Genomic DNA, 17,300 nt, shown 5'->3' on the forward strand with positions numbered 1-17,300 from the left:
ATGAATGCACCTTTCACTTACGCCTCACCAACGTTGACGGTTGATGCCTTAAAGCATTCGATTGCCTATAAATTGATGTTTACCATCGGCAAAGATCCCTCTATCGCCAATAAGCATGAGTGGCTTAACGCCTCGCTGCTGGCGGTGCGTGACCGGATGGTGGAGCGCTGGCTGCGTTCCAGCCGTGCTCAGCTGTCGCAGGATGTCCGGCAGGTCTATTACCTGTCAATGGAGTTCCTGATGGGCCGCACGCTGGGCAATGCGCTGCTGGCGATGGGGATTTATGACGATCTCAACCAGGCGCTGGATGAGATGGGTCTGGATCTGGCCGAGCTGATGGAAGAGGAGAACGATCCGGGGCTGGGCAACGGTGGTCTGGGTCGCCTGGCGGCCTGTTTCCTCGACTCGCTGGCGACGCTGGGCATGCCGGGCCGTGGCTATGGCATCCGGTATGACTACGGCATGTTCAAACAGAACATTGTGGAAGGTGAGCAGAAAGAGTCGCCGGATTACTGGCTTGAATATGGTAATCCGTGGGAATTCCAGCGTTTCAATACCCGTTACAAAGTGCGCTTTGGTGGCCGGGTTCAGCACGAAGGCGCGAAAGTGCGCTGGCTGGAGACCGAAGAGATCCTGGCGATGGCCTATGACCAGATCATTCCGGGCTTTGACACCGACGCTACCAACACCTTACGGCTGTGGGGCGCGCAGGCCAGCAACGAAATCAACCTCGGCAAGTTCAACCAGGGCGACTACTTTGCGGCGGTGGAAGATAAAAACCACTCTGAGAACGTGTCGCGCGTGCTCTATCCGGATGATTCGACCTACTCAGGCCGCGAACTGCGACTGCGTCAGGAATATTTCCTGGTCTCCGCGACGGTGCAGGACATTCTGAACCGTCACTGGCGGATGCATCAGACCTGGGACAACCTGGCGGATAAAATCGCTATTCACCTGAATGATACCCATCCGGTGCTGGCGATCCCCGAACTGATGCGCCTGCTGATCGACGATCATAAATTCAGCTGGGACAACGCTTTTGACGTCTGCTGTCAGGTCTTCTCCTACACCAACCATACGCTGATGACCGAAGCGCTGGAAACCTGGCCGGTCGATATGATCGGCAAGATCCTGCCGCGTCACCTCAGCATTATTTTTGAAATTAACGACTTCTTCCTTAAGACCATTCAGGATCACTATCCCGATGACCTGGATCTGCTGTCGCGCATTTCGATCATTGATGAAAACGATGGCCGGCGGATACGCATGGGCTGGCTGGCGGTGGTGGTCAGCCACAAAGTAAACGGCGTTTCGGAGCTGCACTCCAACCTGATGGTACAGTCGCTGTTTGCCGATTTCTCCCGTCTGTTCCCTGGTCGCTTCTGTAACAAAACCAATGGCGTCACTCCGCGCCGTTGGCTGGCGCTGGCGAACCCGGCGCTGTCAGAGGTGCTGGATGAGGAGATTGGCCGCAACTGGCGCACCGATCTCAGCCAGCTGGGCGAGCTGAAGGCGCAGATCGACTATCCGGCGTTTATTGAAAAAGTGGCGGTCGCCAAGTATCAGAACAAGCGTCGGCTGGCCGACTGGGTGGCGAAGAATCTGGACGTGGTGCTCGACCCGAACGCGCTGTTTGATGTGCAGATCAAGCGTATTCACGAGTACAAACGCCAGTTGCTCAACGTGCTGCATGTGATCACCCGATACAACCGTATCAAGGCCGATCCGCAGGCGGATTGGGTGCCACGCGTCAATATCTTTGCCGGTAAAGCGGCATCGGCTTACTACGTTGCCAAGCACATCATTCATCTGATCAACGATGTCGCCAATGTGATCAACAACGATCCGCAGGTGAAGAACAAACTGAAGGTGGTCTTCATCCCGAACTACAGCGTGAGCCTGGCGCAGATCATTATTCCGGCGGCCGATCTCTCTGAGCAGATTTCTACCGCAGGGACGGAAGCGTCCGGCACCAGTAATATGAAGTTTGCGCTGAATGGCGCGCTGACCATCGGTACGCTGGATGGGGCCAACGTTGAAATGCTGGATCACGTCGGTGAAGAGAACATCTTCATTTTCGGTAATACCACGCCGCAGGTCGAAGCCCTGCGTAAAGGGGGCTATAACCCGCGTGACTATTACGAAAAGGATGAAGAGCTGCATCAGGTGCTGACCCAGATTGCTTCCGGTCTGTTCAGTCCGCAGGATCCGGGCCGCTACCGCAATCTGTTCGATTCACTGGTCAACTTCGGCGATCACTACCAGTTGCTGGCGGATTATCGCAGCTATGTGGATACCCAGGATAAAGTGGATGCGCTCTACCGTAAACCGGATGAGTGGCAACGCCGCGCGGCTAAAAACATCGCCGGAATGGGCTACTTCTCGTCGGACCGTACGATTCAGGAGTACGCTGATGAGATCTGGAATATCTCGCCAGTAAGGTTGTAAGGCGCGTGCAGTAAGGTTTCTGACTTTCTTTGCGGCCGAGGGATCGGCCGCACTCTCCTTTGCTCTCTTTGCTCACCGTCTATCCCGCACCTCTTTCAGCAGGTTCAGCCTCTTATCGCCTCTGCCTCCGTAAGTGCCTCTTGTGCGAGCCAGATCATTACACCCTGGCTGAGAATCGCTACTATGCGGGAAAGCAAAATGACCCTACAGGCAACAGCAGCAATGAGTGACAACATCAACCAGGAAATTACCTTCCGTAAACTCAGCGTCTTCATGATGTTTATGAGCAAGGGCAATATCGCCCGTACGGCGGAAGCGCTGGCGCTGAGCAGCGTCAGCGTGCATCGCGCACTGCATACGCTGGAAGAGGGCATCGACTGCCCGCTGTTTATCCACAAGGGCCGCAACCTGGTGCCGCTACCTGCCGCCTGGACGCTGCTGGACTATTGTCGCGATGTGACCACCCTGATGGGCAAAGGCATTGAAGAGGCGCGCAAAGTCGCAGGCATCGGCGGAGGGCGTCTGCGACTTGGCACGCTCTACTCCCTGACGCTGGAGACCATTCCCCGGCTGATCATGGGCATGAAGCTACGTCGGCCCACGCTGGAGCTCGATCTGACCATGGGTTCCAATCAAATGCTGCTGAATATGCTTGAAGATGATGCGCTGGATGCGATTCTGATCGCCACCGATGACGGCGAACTCAGCGACGCGCATTTTGATGTGATTCCGCTGTTTGAGGACAGGATCTTTCTGGCCACACCGGCCGGTGAGACGCGGGACGGAGCCGGTCCGGTGGATCTGCGTGATTATGCCGACCGTGATTTTGTCTCGCTGGCTGAAGGGTTTGCCACCTATGCCGGTTCGCAGGAGGCGTTCCAGATAGCCGGATTTGAACCGCGTATGGTCACCCAGGTGAATGACATCTTCTCGATGATAAGCCTGGTGCAGGCGGGCGTCGGCCTGGCACTGATCCCGGGACGGATGAAGAAGGTGTATGAAAACAACATTCAGCTGCTGACGCTCGCTGAGCCTTACCAGATGCGTCAGCAGATCTCGATTGTCTACTCACATCGCCGCGAACGGGATAATGACCTGCTGGCACTGGCGGCAGAAGGGCGGATGTACGCCCGCAGCCTTACTGACTCAGCCGTTTAACCAGATGGAGTGCAACCTCAACGCTGTTGCGCTCCAGACAAATCGCGTCGCCCTGCCAGCCCGCCTGAAGCGTCAGGCCGGTCAGCACATTGCCAGGCGGCATCTCAATCGCCAGTCGGGCATCGCGCTGATTGGCTGAAACCATCGCATCATTCCACTGCACCGTACGCGCCATATTAAAGGCAAGATCGTCGGCAATCTTCTCCGGCTCCCAAATCACGCGTCCGGTTGAACCGCTGAGGTAAGCGCAATGGGGACGGGAAAGGCTGACGGACCCGAACGCGCGCGCCAGTTCTGCAGCGGGCTTATCCAGCAGCGCGCAGTGCGACGGCACGCTCACCGCGAGTTTAATCGCTTTGCTGGCACCGGCATCCAGCGCTTTCTGCGCGACTACCGCCATATCCTCATCGCGGCCAGCAATCACAATCTGCGTTTCCGCATTCAGGTTGGCGATATAGGTGTTGCTGCCGGGCAGCAGTTTTTCCAGACGACTCAGCGTCAGGCCGGTGATGGCGGTCAGGCCATATCCCTCCGGATAAGCCTGCTCCATCAGATCGCCGCGCAGTGCCACCAGCCGCAGAGCATCACTGAAATCCAGCGCGCCGGAAATCACCGCAGCAGGAAACGCACCGATCGACAGACCGCTGACGATATCGGGTTTCACCCCACGGCGGATCAGCTCGCGCGCCCAGGCAACACCGCAAATCAGCAGACTGAGCTGCACGGCGCGCGTGTGGCGCAGTGCATCGGCACTGTCGAGCTGGTCAGTCTCGTCGCCCAGCACTGCACGCACGCTGTTTAACAGGGCGTCGCCGTCGGGAAGGTGCTGTAACATCCCGGCACGCTGAGTGCCCTGGCCGGGAAAGGTAAAGAGTATTTTCATTGTAGCTCCCTGCTCCAGGGTGAAGCGGTCAGTATCGGCCCGGTAACGGTTTTGACCAGCGCGCGGCCTTCACGCAGCCACTCGCTGAGGGCAAACGCGCCGGACGGCGTTTCTATCTGCGTATCGACCCGACAGGCCAGCGTGTCGGTTTGCGCCTGCCAGCGTTGCAGCGCATCGCGCGCCAGCGGCTCTGGCGCGCGAATAACTAAATCAAGATCGCTGGCGGCATGCAGCGTGGGTTGCTGAGTTGCCAGTGCGTAACCGGTACTGCCGGTAATGCCCCAGCGCCACGGCCAGTCGTGCTCACTGAGGGCAATCGCCGCGCCGACCGGCGCATAAGCGGTGAACGGCGAGGCAAGCAACTGCGCACGCGCCGCCAGCATCTCCGGTGTGACAACGCGAACGATGTCCGCTGCATTGACCCATCCGGCGGCGCGCTGTTCGCGGCGCTCGCCGCGCACACCCACCGGTATCAGCCCGGTTTCGCTTCTGTCGCGCCGCACCACGACCGGAAGGCCGGGATGCCAGAACTGACTGACCCAGCTCTCACTGATGGCGGCTAAGGCGTTGCCGTCTCGCAGCCAGAGCAGATCGTGGGGGCGCGGTACAGAGCTCATATTACATTCCTGATGTCAGCGTAATGAACAGCGGTAATGACAAAATACAGAGAATAGAGCTGAGCAGCAGCACAGCCTCTGCATCCGGCGACTGCACGCCAAAGCGGTTGCCAAACACCACCCCGAAGAAACCGGCGGAGAGCGCAATCATCAGAATGGCGGTAATTGCCACAGGACCGCTGAGACCCAATGCCAGCACCAGACCCCAGGCGATAAAGGGCTGAATCAGCAGTTTAGTTACCGTGCCGACGCCCACCACCGCGTTGAGTTTCAGTTTGCGTGCCGACAGGATGACACCGGTCAGGAAGAGTGCAGCGGCGGTAGCAGCCAGACCCAGCGGTTTGATGGCAGCCAGCACCAGATCAGGCATTTTAACGCCCAGCGCTGATAACACCACGCCAATCAACGGTCCCAGTACGATCGGTTTTTTCACTGAACGCCACATCAGAATCGGCAGCATGGTCAGGGTTGAACCGTGTTCGGTGCCGTCGGCAAACGCTTTTTCACGTTCCAGAATCAGCAGGCAAAGCGGTGTAAGCAGCACTGAACCACAGGCGATGGAGACCGCTACCGAGAGCGAGGTGGCACCATTTTCACCCAGCACGCTGGCCAGAATGGGCAGGCCCAGCGCGGCATAATTTGGCAGCGCCACAGTCAGTGTCAGCACAGCCGCATCCTGCGGTGACTTTTTGAAAACTTTTGTAGCCGCGAAATAGACAGCTCCATAGGTAATCCACATTGCGCCGGTAATAACCACAATCAGCGGCCATTGCGCCACGATGCCCGGCCAGGGCGTTTGTACCGTGGCACTGAACAGCGCGGCGGGCAGCGCAAAATCCATGACGAAAATATTCAGCAGAGAGACGTCTTTGTTGTTGACCATTCCGGCCTTACCGGCCCAGAAACCCAGAAGCATGATGACAAAAATCGGAGCAAGGGCATGAACAATTATATAAATCATAAATCACCTGTATTTAAGAAAGAATTTTCTGTTAACAGCGATGTTTATAATTCTGAACACGGCCACTGCCCCGGGGCGCACTTAGCAATGCGCCCCGTCAGACCGGTTTCGGCAGGTTTATTTTTTTATTTAATTACCAGGTTGCGCGCATCCGCTCGCGAACCAGGGAGGAGCTGTGGCGATTGGATGCGCCCAGCCGGTTTTTCAGGCTCGGATCCTGACGCGCATCGCTAATGGCTTTCTGCAAGGCGATCTCGACCATCGCCACATCGGCGTCAGAAGGCGCATCAGGATTAGCCACGTTCAGCAGATCGGAGAGCAGACCCAGCGTATGGAAGTTGCTGACGTCATAGGCCATCGGCGGAATGGTCGCCGCCAGTTTCTCCAGCGCCTCCACGGAACGCAGCGTGATACGCGCGGCGGACTCTTTACCCATCGCGTGCACCAGCACACCCTGATCGTTGAGCGCAATCAGGCGGTTGGCCTGATAACCGTGCGCCAGGAAGGCACCAGACATCGCTTTGCCAACAATCAGCCCAATCACCGGATGACCCGCAAGGCGTGCTTTGGCATAAGCGCCCGCAGCCCCGGCCAGCGCCTGATGAATACCGAACGCCTCTTCGCGACGGCCATATGCCTGACTCGGCACGTCGATCACCGCCACAATCGGGCGTTTCACGTCGCTGTTCTTGTCCTCTTCCAGCGTTTCATTCACCACTTTCGCCAGCGTCCAGCCTTCCAGCAGACCGACTTCGCCCCTCGCGGCACGCGGATAGTGGTTTTGTGCATCGGGCACCACGGCGATAAAGCGCACGCTTTCACCATTAAGTTCACCGTCAGCCACCTGGACAGAGGCGCACAGGCCGCTGAGGCGCTGCGCATCAGGTGCAAGTTTTTCCAGCCAGATTGCACCGCGGCTGTTTGTCTGGGTCATTATTTATCCTCCCGGGCGAAAAGCTGTTTAATCTGCGCCGTGTCCGCCTGCTGACGGGTGTCGAACTGCGTCAGACGTGGCAGGAAATCGGCATATTTATCGCTGCGGTGCTGCGCCGGAACGCCTTTAGCGATGAAGTCATTCATCGCACTCTTAACCGCATTGACGCCATCACCGACCAGCGCATCGACCAGGCCGCTGGCGTAGCGGATTTCACCGCCGGTCATGCTCCAGATAAACGGGCGATCGCGCGAGTCATACTCTTCAATGCCCGCTTCCTGCTCAATCACCTGCGGACCGTTGAGCCCCAGGCGCGCTTCACGCGTCACAATCAGGTAGCTGCACAGCGCAGCGGCGATGGACATCCCGCCAAAGCAGCCGACGGTACCGGCAATAATGCCGATAACCGGGGTATAGCGGCGCAGATCGACAATCGCGGCATGAATATCGGCAATCGCCGCCAGCCCCAGATTGGCTTCCTGTAAACGCACGCCGCCGGTTTCCAGGCAGAGCACCGCCTGAGTGGGTGTTCCGTTGCGGTTGTCTTCGGCTGCCAGTTCCAGCGCCGCCGCCATTTTGGCACCGGAGACTTCGCCCATGCTGCCACCCTGGAAGGTGCCTTCAATGGCGATAACGACCGCAGGCTGCCCGTTCAGCGTGCCGCGTGCCACCACCATGCCGTCATCTGACTGCGGCACCACACCCTGCGGGGCCAGCCACGGCGACATGATGCCTTCAAAAGGATCCAGCAGTTCGCGATAGCTGCCGTCGTCCAGCAGTGCACGGGCGCGCTCACGGGCGCGTAATTCAATAAAACTGGCATCGTTACGCATGGCTCACCTCCTCAAAAACCTGTTCAATACGGATACGCGCCACGCCGGGTGTCGCGCCGAAATCGTGAATAATCAGCTTTCCGGCAGGCAGACCGTTGGTTAAATTCAGGCGGTCAAACAGCGCCTTCCAGCGGGCGTCGCTGTTATCCAGTGAGGTGGTGATATCAATGCTAAGCGTTTGTCCTTCAGTTGCGGTGTACAGCACTTCCATATCACCGGAACCAACGACCCCTGCCAGAGCTTTACCGCTGAGTGAGCGGTTAGCAGGTAAAGATAATGTGATGTGTTCCATAATGGCCTCTAGAAATAAGAATGTTCAGGTGAACAGACCCGATCAATAAACAGCGTCGCGGCCAGCAAATCGGCGGCCCCGCCAGGCGAAGCGTTTAGCGACAGCATGCGCTGGTCGAGCTGCGCCAGCGCCTTCTGACCGCCTGCTGTGCGACAGCCGCCAGACAGCAGCACGGCGCGTGCTCCCTGCTGCATCGCTTTCAGTCCGGTCATACCGGCCCGTGACAGCACGCAGGTATCGCTGAGCGAGGTCATGATCGCCATCAGCGCATCAAGGCGGGCTTCGCTTTCACTGGCACCCGTTGCACGACTTGTCAGCAGCTGCGGCAGCGCCAGCTTCATCACGTGAGGAAACGCCTGTTGCGCCTCTTCGCGTGCGCCGGGCACCTGATAGCGATGCGTCGCTTTTAACCCTTTGCTGAACAGTTTTGGCGCGGCGCGGTCGGGCAGGCTGGCCAGCGCGGCTGCTGTGCGGGTCAGCTGGTCGGCACTGGCCGCGCCACCGTGCATGGCTGCAGCACTGACCAGCAGTCCCAGCGCCCAGATCGCACCCCGATGGGTGTTGACGCCGCCGGTTGCCGCCATCATCTGCTGTTCACCGTCACGGCCCAGCCGACCCACCGTTTCACGCAGGGCAATATCAGCAGGACGCAGCCAGCTGTGACGGGCCAGCGCCAGAAAGGTCGGCACAAGGCTGTGAGCGGAACGCTCCATCAGCGCCAGCGTCAGGTCCTGATGCGCGCCGTTTCCCCGACTGTCTACCAGACCCGGCTTGGGGCTTAGCCGCGCTTCATCGGTCAGACAATCGCGCGCAATCATCGCCAGCTGGCTGGCCTGCGCCTCGGTTTGAGTCTGCGACAGAAGTTTCATTACCAGCTCCGGAATTTTGCCGGTGGGTTATAAAGACCACCCGACCATTCCACCAGGTCAGAGACGCTGCTGGCGGCGAGCAGTGAGCGGGTCGCATCTGAACGACGAATGCCCATATCTTCCGGATAGACCACTTTGCCGCTTTTACGCAGGGCCGCCACGCGCGCCGCATCGACGCCAAGGCCGATATCGGTGATGCCGGCTACCGCAGCGACCATCGCACGGCGCTCTTCAAGGCTTTCCGCGCGATAGAGATAGGCAATACCCTCTTCGGTCAGCACGTGGGTGACGTCATCGCCATAGATCATCACCGGTGCCAGCGGCATACCGGTCGATTTCGCCACTTCAACGGCATCAAGCGTTTCAACAAAGGTCGGTTTGGCACCGGCCTGGAAGGTTTCCACCATCTGAACCACCAGTTTTTTACCGCGCTGCATCGGATCCGGTTCGGTGATCATATTGAGCCATGCAGGCGTGGCATGGCGTCGGCCGTGCGGATCGTGGCCCATGTTAGGCGCACCGCCGAACCCTGAAAGGCGACCGCGGGTCACGGTTGAGGAGTTTGCCAGGCCATCGACCTGCAGGGTGGCACCGATAAACATATCCACCGCATACTGACCTGCCAGCTGACAGAAGGCGCGGTTAGAGCGCATAGAGCCGTCGCTGCCGGTGAAGAAGATATCGGGACGGGCGCGAATGTACTCTTCCATGCCCAGTTCGCCACCGAAGCAGTGCACGCTTTCAACCCAGCCGCTCTCAATCGCCGGGATCAGCGTCGGATGCGGGTTAAGGGTCCAGTGCTTACAGATTTTGCCTTTCAGGCCGAGTTGTTCGCCGTAGGTGGGCAACAGCAGTTCGATCGCGGCGGTGTTAAAACCGATACCGTGGTTAAGTGACTGCACCTGATGTTCGGCGTAAATGCCTTTAATCGCCATCATCGCCATCAGGATATGTTCCTGTTTAATCAGGCGCGGATCGCGGGTAAACAGCGGTTCGATAAAGAAAGGTTTATCGGCTACGACGATGTAATCGATCCAGGAGCCGGGAATATCGACGCGGGGCAGGTCGGTCTCGTCATCGACCAGCTCATTTACCTGGGCAATCACGATACCGTCACGGAACGCGGCGGCTTCCACCAGGGCAGGCGTATCTTCAGTACTCGGGCCGGTGTAAAGGTTGCCTTTGCGGTCAGCTTTATAACCGGCAATCAGCGCGACGTTTGGACTCAGATCGACATAAAGGCGGGAATAGAGTTCGATATAGGTGTGGATTGCGCCTATTTCCAGCTGACCATCTTCTAACAACTGAGAAATACGCAGACTTTGCGGACCGGAAAAAGAGAAGTCGAGTTTACGCGCAATGCCTTTTTCGAAAATATCCAGATGCTCACTGCGACCCACGCTCGGCATAATCATATGCAGGTCGTGTACTATCGCCGGATTAACCTCAGCCAGGGTACGTGATAAAAAATCGGCCTGCTTCTGGTTATTCCCTTCCAGTACCACCCGGTCGCCCGGTGCAATCAGTTTTTCAAATGCTTCTACAGCTCTTTCAGTAGGAATGACTTTGCCATCAACAGGGAAGGATGCCAGACGACGCGCTTTTTCACTGCGGCGTGTGTTCCATTCCCGGGCAGGCGTTTGGCCTGTGTTCATTTCAACCTCCTGATTAAAATAACGGTTGTTTCGTTTTTACTGAGGAAAGTTTGTGCTTTCTGATGACGTCGTTCAATTAAGCAAAAAGCCTGAACGTTATATTTACAGTAACAATAGGATGTGAACGTTTTGATATGCGAAGCAGAAAGCGTTGAGTTTAGGCGCTGACCAAAAATGTGATCGCATAAACGGATTTCTGTATAAAAAATGGTTTGAGCCTGGCATTTTTAATAAAAAGTTCGTCGTACAAAAATAAACTCTGCTGCACGCTGAAAAGCGCAACCTGTCGGATCAGCACCCGGATTCACCGACCCGCTATCGCAGACATAAAAAAAGCAGGCCGAAGCCTGCTTTCTGATTCTTTAGTTAGTTACTGTCCGTTTATGATGCCAGCGACAGGGCGGGTTTAGCTTTCGCTGCCAGCCACTCGGTGACTCGCGCCTGCTGCTCTTTGGTCAGCCACATGCCCTGTTTGGTACGACGCCAGATAGCATCATCCAGCTCACGAACCCACTCATGCTGCACCAGGTAGCGTAATTCTGCTTCGTAAAACTCGTGACCGAAGTTCTCGCCCAGATCGTCCAGGCTTTTCGCGCCAGCCAGCAGGGTTTCAGTGCTGCTGCCGTAGGTGCGCGAGAAGTGGCGCGCCATATTTTCACTGATAAACGGATAGCGACGACGCAGGCTGGCCGCATAATCTTCACGGGTGCCGGAGATATTTCCGCCTGGCAACACGCAGTTCTTCGTCCATGCCGGGCCCGCGTTCGGGTAGTACTTCGCCAGTTTCTCCAGCGCATGTTCTGCCAGCTTACGGTAGGTGGTCAGCTTGCCGCCAAATACCGACAGCAGCGGAGCCTGACCATTATCGTCGCGCACATCCAGGGTGTAATCACGGGTGATCGCCTGTGGCGAATCGGATTCGTCATCACACAGCGGACGGACACCGGAATAGGACCAGACGATATCGTCAGCGGTCAGCTGCTTTTTAAAGTGTCCGTTGAACACTTTCAGCAGATAGTCGGTCTCGCTGTCATCAATATTGACGTTTTTCGGATCGCCTTTGTACTCGACGTCGGTGGTACCGATGATAGAGAACTCATCCATCCACGGGATGACAAACACGATGCGGTTATCTTCGTTCTGCAGAATGTAAGCCTGCTTTTCGGTATGGACGCGTGGCACCACGATGTGGCTGCCCTTGATCAGGCGAATACCGTAAGGCGATTTCAGCTTCAGGCTGTCGTCGAACAGCTGTTTGACCCACGGGCCGGCAGCATTGACCAGGCCTTTCGCCTGCCAGGTAAAGGTTTTACCGCTGTCGACATCTTCCGCTTCGACCTTCCACAGGCCGCCTTCACGCCAGGCACGGGTCACGCGGGTGCGGGTACGGACTTCGCCGCCACGCTTCACGACTTCCTGTGCGTTCAGTACCACCATGCGGGCATCATCGACCCAGCAGTCAGAATATTCGAATCCGCGCGTAATTTCCGGCTTCAGGGCCGAATCCGCGCCAAATCGCAAACTTTTACTGCCTGGCAGACTGGTACGCTTGCCAAGATGGTCATACATAAACAGGCCGGTGCGAATCATCCACGCCGGACGCAGATGCGGACGGTGCGGCAGACGGAAGCGCATCGGGAACGCCAGATGCGGAGCCATTTTCAGCAGCACTTCACGCTCGGCCAGTGCTTCACTGACCAGACGGAATTCGTAATGTTCAAGGTAGCGCAAGCCGCCGTGAATCAGTTTTGAACTGGCAGAGGAGGTCGCGCAAGCCAGATCCCGCGCCTCCAGCATTAACACCGACAGTCCGCGTCCTGCAGCATCTGCTGCAATGCCGGCACCGTTGATGCCGCCGCCGATCACGATCAGGTCTTTGGTTTCCACGTCATCTCCTCCGATGTTCGGAATAGTTCACTAATGTTCGTTTTCGAGCATAATCATAATCGCAAACCAACATTGACGCCAGCTTTTAACCAGGTAAAAACATTTTTGCGTGATATAGCTAACATTCTGCCCACCAAAAAAACCGATAGCCGTAACGATTGTCAGGTTATCGGCGTCGATTCTCGGGTTACACTACGCGCTATTGTGACGCTGTTATGAGAGATCCCATGGAAACGTTCGAATGTATTGATGTGCAGCAGGCGCAGGCGCGTCTGGCGCAGGGTGCGCTGCTGGTAGATATCCGCGATCCGCAAAGTTATGCCCTGGGTCATGCGGCCGGTGCGTTGCATCTGACCAACAGCAACCTCAGCGATTTTGTCAGCGGCGCCGATCACAGCCTGCCGGTGCTGGTGATGTGCTATCACGGCAACAGCAGCAAAAGCGCGGCACAATATCTGCTGGGACAGGGCTTCAGCGCGGCGTACAGCATTGATGGCGGCTTTGATGCCTGGCGTGCTGCCTTTCCTCAGCAGGTTGCCCTCGGCAGCGAATAGATTGCCGCTCGTCACATGGAGAGTTACTGATGCGCATTACCCAATTTAATCAGCCCCGCATGGCGCAGGCCTTTGTTGACTACATGGCGACGCGGGGCATCACGCTGCGTATTGAGCATGAAAATCACTACGTCATCATGCTGGATGATGAGAGCAAGATTTCACTGGTCGAAAACGAACTTCAGCAGTTTTTGCACGACCCTAACCATCCGCGTTATCAGGCCGCCAGCTGGCACAGCGGAAAAACTGACAGTGGCCTGCGCTATGAGCGCAGCAATATCTGGGCGAATATCCGTGAGCGTGCCGGTCCGCTGACCATGACGCTGATGGTGCTCTGTATCGCGATATTTATTCTGATGCAGGTCATGGGCGATCGTACCGTGATGGCCTGGCTCTCCTGGCCGGATGCCGATCAGCATCTTCAGGTCTGGCGCTGGTTCAGCCATGCGCTGCTGCACTTTTCACTGCTGCACATTCTGTTTAATCTGATGTGGTGGTGGTATCTGGGCGGCGCGGTTGAGAAGCGACTTGGCAGCGGCAAACTCTTTGTCATCCTGCTGATTTCGGCTCTGCTTAGCGGCTGGCTGCAGGCGAAGTTCAGCGGCATCTGGTTTGGTGGCCTGTCGGGCGTGGTCTATGCCCTGATGGGTTACTGCTGGCTGCGCGGGGAGCGCGATCCCGACAGCGGCGTCTATCTTGAACGGGGATTGATCGGTTTTGCGCTGGTCTGGCTGGTGATTGGCTGGTTTGGCGTCTTTGGTCTGGCTATTGCCAACGCGGCGCACGTCGCCGGTCTGGTGGTCGGACTGGCGATGGCGCTGGTGGATACGCGTAAAGTCACGCGTCGTTAGACAGGATTATGCGGGTTAACAGGAGAGGAACGTGAAGCAGACGCAACGTCATGACGCGATTATCGATTTAGTCCGTCGTCAGGGATATGTCAGTACTGAGGAGCTGGTGGATCATTTTGAGGTCAGCCCGCAAACCATTCGTCGCGATCTCAACGATCTGGCCGATCAGAACAAAATTCAGCGTCACCACGGCGGCGCGGCGCTTCCCTCCAGCTCTGAGAATACCGCCTGGCACGACCGTAAAATGATGTGGTCAGCGGAAAAAGCGCGGATTGCCCAGCGCGTGGCCAGCCAGATCCCGGATGGTGCCACGCTGTTTATCGATATCGGCACCACGCCGGAAGCGGTGGCGCATGCGCTGCTCAACCACAGCGATTTGCGCGTGGTGACCAATAACCTTAACGTCGCCATGCTGCTGATGGATAAACCCGATTTCCGGGTCATTATCGCGGGCGGTGAAGTGCGGACCCGTGATGGCGCGGTAATGGGTGAAGCGACGCTCGACTTTATTTCTCAGTTCCGTCTCGACTACGGCATTCTGGGGATCAGCGGCATCGATATGGATGGTTCGCTGCTGGAGTTTGACTATCACGAAGTCCGCACCAAGCGCGCCATCATTGAAAATTCACGCTGCGTGATGCTGGTGGTGGATCACTCGAAGTTTGGCCGTAACGCGATGGTCAACCTCGGCAACATGAGTCTGCTTGACTACCTCTACACCGACAAAACGCCGCCTGCCAGCGTAATGAAGGTGATTGAGCAGCATGAGGTTCACCTCGAACTCTGCTGATTCCTGCCACGCCAGCCTCCCGGCTGGCGTTTTTCTTTGATTGCTGTCGCTTTTTTCCTCACTCCCGTCTTTACTTAACGGTTGCTGGCACCCGGTTGCCAGCCCGTGCGCTTTCTATTTTTGCTTCACCTCATTGCGTAACAGAAGGGAGTGATATGCCGCAGCAAAAATTTAATAAAGCCCGTTTTAATGCCGCCTTTACCCGCCAGTGGCAACAGTTAAGTCTCCGTTCCGCCCAGCAGATGACCCCGCACCAGGCGTGGCAGGCGGTCAGCGCGGCGCTGGCGGAGCTACTGGACGCACAACCGGCACCGCGTCCGGCTGTGCAGCAGCGTCACGTTAATTACCTCTCGATGGAGTTTCTGATTGGCCGTCTGACCGGCAACAACCTGCTCAATCTCGGCTGGTATAACGACGTCAAAGCGGCGCTGGCTGAGCACGAGTTCGATTTAACGGAACTGCTGGAGCAGGAGGTCGATCCGGCGCTGGGTAACGGCGGGCTGGGACGACTGGCCGCCTGCTACATGGATTCGATGGCAACGGTGGGGCAGTCCGCCACCGGCCACGGACTGAACTACCAGTATGGCCTGTTCCGCCAGTCTTTCGATGATGGTCAGCAGATTGAAGCGCCCGATGACTGGCAGCGTGAGCGCTATCCCTGGTTCCGCCACAACGCGGCGCTGGATGTTGAGGTGGCGATGGGGGGCCGGGTAGAAAAGCAGGAAAACGTCGGTGTACGCTGGCTGCCCGATTTTACGCTGCGCGGCGAGGCCTGGGATTTGCCGGTGACCGGCTACCGCAACGGTGTGACGCTGCCGCTGCGCCTGTGGCAGGCAGTGAGTGCGCATCCTTTTGATCTCACGGCGTTTAACGACGGTAATTTTCTGCAGGCGGAGCAGCCGGGCATCGAGGCGGCAAAACTGACCAAAGTGCTCTATCCCAATGACAATCATCAGGCCGGCAAGCGGCTGCGCCTGATGCAGCAATATTTCCAGTGCGCCTGTGCGGTGGCGGATATCCTGCGTCGTCACCATCTGGCGGGACGCAGCATTCACAGCCTGCCTGACTTCGAAGTGATTCAGCTCAACGATACGCATCCCACCATCGCCATCCCGGAGATGCTGCGCGTGCTGTTGGATGAGCATCAGCTGAGCTGGGATGAGGCGTGGCAGATCACCAGCCGGTTGTTTGCCTACACCAACCACACGCTGATGCCGGAGGCGCTGGAGCGCTGGGATGAGAAGCTGATGCGCAGTCTGCTGCCGCGCCATATGCTGATCATCAAAGAGATCAACCAGCGGCTGAAAAAGCAGGTGAAGCAGCGCTGGCCGGATGACAAAGCGATGTGGCACAAGCTGGCGGTGGTCGCTGACGGTCAGGTGCGGATGGCGAATCTCTGCGTCGTCAGCGGGTTTGCGGTCAACGGCGTGGCGGCGCTGCACTCAAGCCTGGTGGTCAGCGATCTTTTCCCGGAATATCACCAGCTCTGGCCGCAGAAATTCCACAACGTCACCAACGGCATCACACCGCGCCGCTGGCTGAAGCAGTGTAATCCGGCGCTGGCCGGGCTGATTGATGAGACGCTGAAAACCGAGTGGGCCAATAACCTTGAGGCGTTAAGCGGTCTGGAGGCCTATGCCGACGATCAGGCGTTTCGTCAGCGCTATCGCAGCATCAAACAGCAGAACAAAGCGCAGCTTACGGAGTATATCGCCCGCCACACGGGGATTATCGTGAACCCGGCCGCGCTGTTCGATGTGCAGATCAAACGACTGCATGAGTACAAGCGCCAGCACCTCAGCCTGCTGCATATCCTCTACTGCTATCAGAAGCTCTGTCATAACCCGGAGGATGTCACCTTTACGCCACGGGTGTTCCTGTTCGGGGCCAAAGCTGCGCCCGGCTATTACCTCGCCAAAAATATCATTTACGCCATTAACAAGGTGGCGGAGGTGGTGAACAACGATCCACGGGTCGGTGATCGACTCAAAGTGGTGTTTATCCCGGACTACCGCATCACCGTGGCCGAACTGATGATCCCGGCGGCCGATCTCTCAGAGCAGATCTCCACCGCCGGATATGAAGCCTCCGGCACCGGCAACATGAAGCTGGCACTGAACGGTGCGCTGACGATTGGCACGCTGGATGGCGCCAATGTCGAGATTGCCGAACAGGTGGGTGAGGAGAATATCTTTATCTTCGGTCACACCGTGGATGAGGTCAAAGCGCTCAAGGCGAAAGGCTATAACCCGAAAAAGGTGCGTAAGCAGAACAAGCCGCTGGACGATCTACTGAAATCGCTGGAGAAGGGGAAATTCAGCAACGGGGATAAACATGCGTTTGACCTGATGCTGGAGAGCCTGACGAAACATGGCGATCCCTGGCTGGTGCTGGCCGATTTCCAGGCCTACATCGAGGCGCAGCAACGGGTGGAAGCCCTGTGGCGCGACCCGGAAGGCTGGACCCGCGCCGCCATCCTCAATACGGCACGAACCGGCATGTTCAGTTCGGACCGGTCAATTCGTGACTATCAGCAACGTATCTGGCAGGCACCGCGCTAAGGAGCAG

Annotated in this window: 15 protein-coding genes; 6 read left to right on the plus strand and 9 right to left on the minus strand. The window is 57.3% G+C overall.

Features of this window, described 5'->3' with window-relative positions:
* Together glgP and HFD87_RS14550 are read left to right on the plus strand one after the other, a co-directional pair.
* Positions 1-2,448 carry a glycogen phosphorylase gene (glgP, locus tag HFD87_RS14545; protein WP_010253240.1) on the plus strand — a complete coding sequence of 816 codons (2,448 nt, stop codon included), beginning with the start codon at positions 1-3 and terminating at the stop codon, positions 2,446-2,448.
* Positions 2,449-2,670: 222 nt separating this feature from the next.
* Positions 2,671-3,606 (plus strand): LysR family transcriptional regulator, encoded by a 936-nt coding sequence (locus HFD87_RS14550; protein WP_010253237.1) that lies wholly within the window; start codon positions 2,671-2,673, stop codon positions 3,604-3,606.
* Here the strand turns inward: HFD87_RS14550 and mdcH are convergent.
* The 9 genes from mdcH to glpD all read right to left on the minus strand — a co-directional run bounded on the left by mdcH (position 3,587) and on the right by glpD (position 12,537).
* A complete protein-coding gene (gene mdcH, locus HFD87_RS14555) occupies positions 3,587-4,489 on the minus strand; it encodes a malonate decarboxylase subunit epsilon (protein WP_010253234.1) in 903 nt (300 codons plus the stop codon). The genes HFD87_RS14550 and mdcH overlap by 20 nt on opposite strands.
* On the minus strand, positions 4,486-5,106 hold the full coding sequence (locus HFD87_RS14560; protein WP_010671544.1) for a malonate decarboxylase holo-ACP synthase: 621 nt from the start codon (positions 5,104-5,106) through the stop codon (positions 4,486-4,488). Before HFD87_RS14560 ends, mdcH begins: the two co-directional genes overlap by 4 nt.
* A 1-nt stretch (position 5,107) precedes the next feature.
* On the minus strand, positions 5,108-6,067 hold the full coding sequence (locus HFD87_RS14565) for an AEC family transporter (protein ID WP_010253228.1): 960 nt from the start codon (positions 6,065-6,067) through the stop codon (positions 5,108-5,110).
* Positions 6,068-6,200: 133 nt separating this feature from the next.
* Positions 6,201-7,001 carry a biotin-independent malonate decarboxylase subunit gamma gene (gene mdcE / locus HFD87_RS14570; protein WP_167423589.1) on the minus strand — a complete coding sequence of 267 codons (801 nt, stop codon included), beginning with the start codon at positions 6,999-7,001 and terminating at the stop codon, positions 6,201-6,203.
* Positions 7,001-7,834 (minus strand): biotin-independent malonate decarboxylase subunit beta, encoded by an 834-nt coding sequence (locus HFD87_RS14575; protein ID WP_111534734.1) that lies wholly within the window; start codon positions 7,832-7,834, stop codon positions 7,001-7,003. Before HFD87_RS14575 ends, mdcE begins: the two co-directional genes overlap by 1 nt.
* Entirely contained in the window at positions 7,827-8,126 is a 300-nt protein-coding gene (gene mdcC, locus HFD87_RS14580; protein WP_010253220.1) for a malonate decarboxylase acyl carrier protein, read from the minus strand. The genes HFD87_RS14575 and mdcC overlap by 8 nt, the downstream gene beginning before the upstream one ends.
* Before the next feature lie 8 nt (positions 8,127-8,134).
* Positions 8,135-8,995, minus strand: coding sequence for a triphosphoribosyl-dephospho-CoA synthase (locus tag HFD87_RS14585; RefSeq protein ID WP_163763328.1), 861 nt, complete (start codon positions 8,993-8,995; stop codon positions 8,135-8,137).
* A complete protein-coding gene (gene mdcA / locus HFD87_RS14590) occupies positions 8,995-10,650 on the minus strand; it encodes a malonate decarboxylase subunit alpha (RefSeq protein ID WP_010253213.1) in 1,656 nt (551 codons plus the stop codon). Before mdcA ends, HFD87_RS14585 begins: the two co-directional genes overlap by 1 nt.
* A 381-nt stretch (positions 10,651-11,031) precedes the next feature.
* Positions 11,032-12,537 (minus strand): glycerol-3-phosphate dehydrogenase, encoded by a 1,506-nt coding sequence (glpD, locus tag HFD87_RS14595; RefSeq protein WP_010671548.1) that lies wholly within the window; start codon positions 12,535-12,537, stop codon positions 11,032-11,034.
* Positions 12,538-12,764: 227 nt separating this feature from the next.
* Here glpD and glpE point away from each other — a divergent pair, with 227 nt between their 5' ends.
* From glpE to malP, 4 genes are all read left to right on the plus strand, one after another.
* Positions 12,765-13,091, plus strand: coding sequence for a thiosulfate sulfurtransferase GlpE (gene glpE, locus HFD87_RS14600; RefSeq protein ID WP_010253207.1), 327 nt, complete (start codon positions 12,765-12,767; stop codon positions 13,089-13,091).
* 29 nt (positions 13,092-13,120) lie between these two features.
* Positions 13,121-13,942 (plus strand): rhomboid family intramembrane serine protease GlpG, encoded by an 822-nt coding sequence (gene glpG / locus HFD87_RS14605; protein WP_010671549.1) that lies wholly within the window; start codon positions 13,121-13,123, stop codon positions 13,940-13,942.
* 31 nt (positions 13,943-13,973) lie between these two features.
* Complete coding sequence (locus HFD87_RS14610) at positions 13,974-14,732, plus strand: DeoR/GlpR family transcriptional regulator (RefSeq protein ID WP_010253201.1); 759 nt, start codon at positions 13,974-13,976, stop codon at positions 14,730-14,732.
* A 155-nt stretch (positions 14,733-14,887) separates the two neighbouring features.
* A complete protein-coding gene (gene malP, locus HFD87_RS14615) occupies positions 14,888-17,293 on the plus strand; it encodes a maltodextrin phosphorylase (protein ID WP_167423590.1) in 2,406 nt (801 codons plus the stop codon).
* The last annotated feature ends 7 nt before the right edge of the window (positions 17,294-17,300 follow it).

The sequence above is a fragment of the Pantoea sp. EKM21T genome (assembly GCF_011800405.1).
Classification (GTDB): Bacteria; Pseudomonadota; Gammaproteobacteria; order Enterobacterales; family Enterobacteriaceae; genus Pantoea; species Pantoea agglomerans.

Bases quoted from the DNA above. Each gene is read 5' to 3' on its own strand.
- HFD87_RS14550 (WP_010253237.1), top strand. From the start codon at position 2,671: ATGAGTGACAACATCAACCAGGAAATTACCTTCCGTAAACTCAGCGTC.
- mdcH (WP_010253234.1), bottom strand. From the start codon at position 4,489: ATGAAAATACTCTTTACCTTTCCCGGCCAGGGCACTCAGCGTGCCGGG.
- glgP (WP_010253240.1), top strand. From the start codon at position 1: ATGAATGCACCTTTCACTTACGCCTCACCAACGTTGACGGTTGATGCC.
- mdcE (WP_167423589.1), bottom strand. From the start codon at position 7,001: ATGACCCAGACAAACAGCCGCGGTGCAATCTGGCTGGAAAAACTTGCA.
- HFD87_RS14560 (WP_010671544.1), bottom strand. From the start codon at position 5,106: ATGAGCTCTGTACCGCGCCCCCACGATCTGCTCTGGCTGCGAGACGGC.
- malP (WP_167423590.1), top strand. From the start codon at position 14,888: ATGCCGCAGCAAAAATTTAATAAAGCCCGTTTTAATGCCGCCTTTACC.
- mdcC (WP_010253220.1), bottom strand. From the start codon at position 8,126: ATGGAACACATCACATTATCTTTACCTGCTAACCGCTCACTCAGCGGT.
- HFD87_RS14575 (WP_111534734.1), bottom strand. From the start codon at position 7,834: ATGCGTAACGATGCCAGTTTTATTGAATTACGCGCCCGTGAGCGCGCC.
- HFD87_RS14585 (WP_163763328.1), bottom strand. From the start codon at position 8,995: ATGAAACTTCTGTCGCAGACTCAAACCGAGGCGCAGGCCAGCCAGCTG.
- HFD87_RS14565 (WP_010253228.1), bottom strand. From the start codon at position 6,067: ATGATTTATATAATTGTTCATGCCCTTGCTCCGATTTTTGTCATCATG.
- mdcA (WP_010253213.1), bottom strand. From the start codon at position 10,650: ATGAACACAGGCCAAACGCCTGCCCGGGAATGGAACACACGCCGCAGT.
- glpE (WP_010253207.1), top strand. From the start codon at position 12,765: ATGGAAACGTTCGAATGTATTGATGTGCAGCAGGCGCAGGCGCGTCTG.
- glpG (WP_010671549.1), top strand. From the start codon at position 13,121: ATGCGCATTACCCAATTTAATCAGCCCCGCATGGCGCAGGCCTTTGTT.